At 35.2% G+C, this 3,301-nt stretch carries 4 protein-coding genes; all 4 read left to right on the top strand.

Annotated elements, in window-relative coordinates:
* The first annotated feature begins 295 nt into the window (after positions 1-295).
* The 4 genes from cas1 to I2D69_RS19485 all read left to right on the top strand — a co-directional run bounded on the left by cas1 (position 296) and on the right by I2D69_RS19485 (position 3,247).
* The gene (gene cas1 / locus I2D69_RS19500; RefSeq protein ID WP_173718033.1) at positions 296-1,297 is read left to right on the top strand and encodes a CRISPR-associated endonuclease Cas1; all 1,002 of its coding nucleotides are present in this window, start codon (positions 296-298) and stop codon (positions 1,295-1,297) included.
* Complete coding sequence (gene cas2 / locus I2D69_RS19495; RefSeq protein WP_173718034.1) at positions 1,275-1,613, top strand: CRISPR-associated endonuclease Cas2; 339 nt, start codon at positions 1,275-1,277, stop codon at positions 1,611-1,613. Before cas1 ends, cas2 begins: the two co-directional genes overlap by 23 nt.
* A gap of 12 nt (positions 1,614-1,625) precedes the next feature.
* Entirely contained in the window at positions 1,626-2,948 is a 1,323-nt protein-coding gene (locus I2D69_RS19490; protein WP_173718035.1) for a CRISPR-associated protein Csm6, read from the top strand.
* An 83-nt stretch (positions 2,949-3,031) separates the two neighbouring features.
* Complete coding sequence (locus I2D69_RS19485; protein WP_195380411.1) at positions 3,032-3,247, top strand: hypothetical protein; 216 nt, start codon at positions 3,032-3,034, stop codon at positions 3,245-3,247.
* Positions 3,248-3,301 lie beyond the last annotated feature (54 nt).

Below are 3,301 nucleotides of genomic sequence, written 5' to 3'. Positions count from 1 at the left end.
AGTGATGCTTTCATAATTGTTGAAAACATTTGTTGTCAAGGTTCAAGTCTTGGCTGCGATTTTTATTTTCGTAGCAAAGTACAGAATGCCGAATGCCATTGAGAAATATAAGTCCCCGGTAGGGGACGGAAACACTTCTTGTAATTCTCCAACGAAATCTTTTTTACTATTGAGAAATATAAGTCCCCGGTAGGGGACGAAAACCATTCGTCTACAATTCTCTGATTGTCTTTTGGCGTGTTATTGAGAAATATAAGCCCCCAATAGGGGACGAGAAAAACAAAGGGGGAACACAATGGGATTACTTTATGTTAATGAAAATGGAGCTCAGATTGGTTATGAAGCAAATAAATGTGTAGTAAATTATAAAGATGGTTTGAAAAAATTGATTCCTATTGAATCTCTAGAGGGTATCACTATTATGGGGCAATCACAGATGACGGCAAAATGTACCGAAGAATGTCTGAAAAGAGGAATTCCGGTCGTCTATTTTTCAAAAGGTGGGGTATACTTTGGTCGTGTAATGTCTACAAGCCATATAAACGCTGGAAGACAAAGAATGCAAAGTGCACTATATGACACAGAATTCGCGGTAGAACTTGGAAAAAGAATTTTAAGCGCAAAGATTAAAAATCAGAGTGTTGTATTGAGAAGATATGAAAAAAGTCGAAATATACGTCTTGAGGAAGAACAAAAAATGTTAAGTATATGCAGAGGAAAAATAGAAAATTCCAGACGTATTGAAGAAATTATCGGCTATGAAGGGCAAGCTGCGAAGTTCTATTTTAGAGGTCTTTCAAAGTGCATTGAGAGAGAATTTCAGTTTAACGGAAGAAGTAGACGCCCACCAAAAGATGAATTTAATTCAATGATCAGTTTAGGGTACTCTATTTTGATGAATGAATTATACTGTAAAATAGAAATGAAGGGGTTAAATCCATACTTCGGATTTATACATAGAGATGCTGAAAAGCATCCCACATTGGCAAGTGATATGATGGAAGAGTGGCGCGCTGTTATTGTGGACGCAACGGTTATGAGCATGATAAATGGGCATGAAATTTCAAAAGAAGATTTTGTTTTCAACTTGGAGCAACCAGGTTGCTATTTAACAAAGACTGGATTAAAATTATATTTGAATAAACTGGAACGTAAATTTCAGACAGAAATTCGATATTTAAAATATGTAGATTATCCTGTAAGCTTTCGTCGTGGAATTTTATTGCAAATGGAGCAGTTAACCAAAGCAATTGAGAAGGGAGATGCTTCTTTGTATGAACCAATTGTTATTCGATGATGAGGAATATTATTTTCAGATAACAGATGAACTGGAAAGTGACCGTCAATTTATCTTGATAATTTATGATATTGTTGACAATAAGCGTCGAACCAAGTTTGCCAAATTATTAGAAGGATATGGAAAACGGGTTCAAAAATCAGCATTTGAGGCAATGCTTTCAGAAAAAAATTATTACAAGCTGATTGATCAGATTCCAGCATACATTGACCGAAATGGAGAGGATAGTGTGCGGGTTTACAAAATTACAGGAAAGGGAAAAGTCAAGTCCTGGGGAATAGAGCCTGTTTCTGAGGAAGAGATAATTTTAGTATAGAGGAAAATGAAAATGGGAAAGAAGTATTTATTTTCACCAGTAGGAAATACGGATCCAATTAAGTATTTTCATGATGGTTCATTACTGCACATATGTAGACATTACCAGCCAGATGTTGTTTATTTGTATTTGTCTAAAGAAATGATTGAGAATCATAAAAAAGATAATCGATATGTAAGATCAGTGGAGTTATTGAGTGAAAAAATCAACCATAACATTGAAGTCCATGTGATTGAAAACAGTGATATGATTGACGTTCAGCAATATGATGTATTCTTTACTGAATTTCGAAAAATTATAGGAGAAATTGAAAAACAGAAGAACAACGAAGATATATTGTTGGTAAATATGGCATCGGGAACACCGGCAATGAAAAGTGCTCTCCTGGTTATGGCAACATTAGCTGAATATAGATTTATTCCAATACAGGTTTCCACACCAAAGAAAAAAGGAAATCTGGAATACGAAGACAGAGACGATTATGATGTTGAAACAAACTGGGAACTGAACGAAGATAATAGAAGCGAGGCGGAAAATCGATGCCATGAAATAAAGTGTATGAACTTAATGCGCTTGTTAAAGATTGATATTATAAAAAAGCATTTGCTTTCTTATGATTATCGTGCTGCTTTAGAAGTGGGAAAAGATATAAAGGATGATATTAGTCCAGAAATTTATAACTGGCTAGAAGCAGCGGCGGCAAGATCGGTATTAGATTGGAATAAAATGAACAAAGCGCTTCCAAAGGGAAATGGTATTGTTACGCCAGTGAAAACAGATGATGTTAAACGCTCCCTCTTTGAATATACTTTAATTTTGGATTTGAAGCTAAAAAGAGGAGAATATGCGGATTTTATTCGAGCGTTTACGCCTTTGGGTGTTGATCTAATGGAATCTGTAATTGAGCAATATTGTGAAGTGAACATTTCGGATTATTATAAGGGAAAGAATTCTGCTAAGCAGTGGAATCAGAGAAAACTGGAAAGTAGTGAAATATTGCCGCTTTTGCAAGGTGATTTTTCTCGGTTTAATTTTGGACCAGTATATTCTATTCAATTAGTTAATTTAATAGAAGCGAAGTGTTCTGATGACTTATTGAAACAACGAGCAAGAGAGTTGGTTACAGTGGAACAAAACACACGAAATATTGCCGCTCATAATATTGTATCTGTGACAGAGAAATGGGTCAAAGAACAGACCGGAAAAAGTGTATCAGAAATTATGTGGCTTATAAAATACATTTGTTCGCGAGTGAAGATTAATATCAGAGAGGAAAATTGGAATTCATATGATAAAATGAATACTCATATTATAAAGCTGCTAGATGAATTATGATAACGTTTAAAGCAATATGAGGCTGTAATTGTAATATCCATTTACGGTGTAATAATTCTATTAAAACTGAGGGAGACTTCAAAATGAAGAGAATACCTATTACCCCATTTCTTATTCTCGCTGCGCTATTTACAGTTATAGGTGTCTCAGTTTATATGGAAGCTGAGGCAGAGAAACGTAAGCAGGAAGAACTGCAACGACAGCAGGAGGAGTATTTGGAGAAGTATGAAAAGGCGGAGAATGCTATTCTGATGCAGGATTATAATACCGCAGTAGTAGTACATCCATCTAGTTTTTAAAGTGTTGTTGGATATAGCTTTGCCAGTTTAATTCTGGCATCAGCTGTCGTGAAC

Origin of the sequence: Ruminococcus sp. D54t1_190329_F1, assembly GCF_015551645.1 — a bacterium.
Lineage (GTDB): Bacteria > Bacillota > Clostridia > Lachnospirales > Lachnospiraceae > Blautia_A > Blautia_A faecis.
The sequence above is the reverse complement of the archived record's forward strand: the minus strand, read 5'-3'. Positions and strand labels throughout refer to the sequence as shown.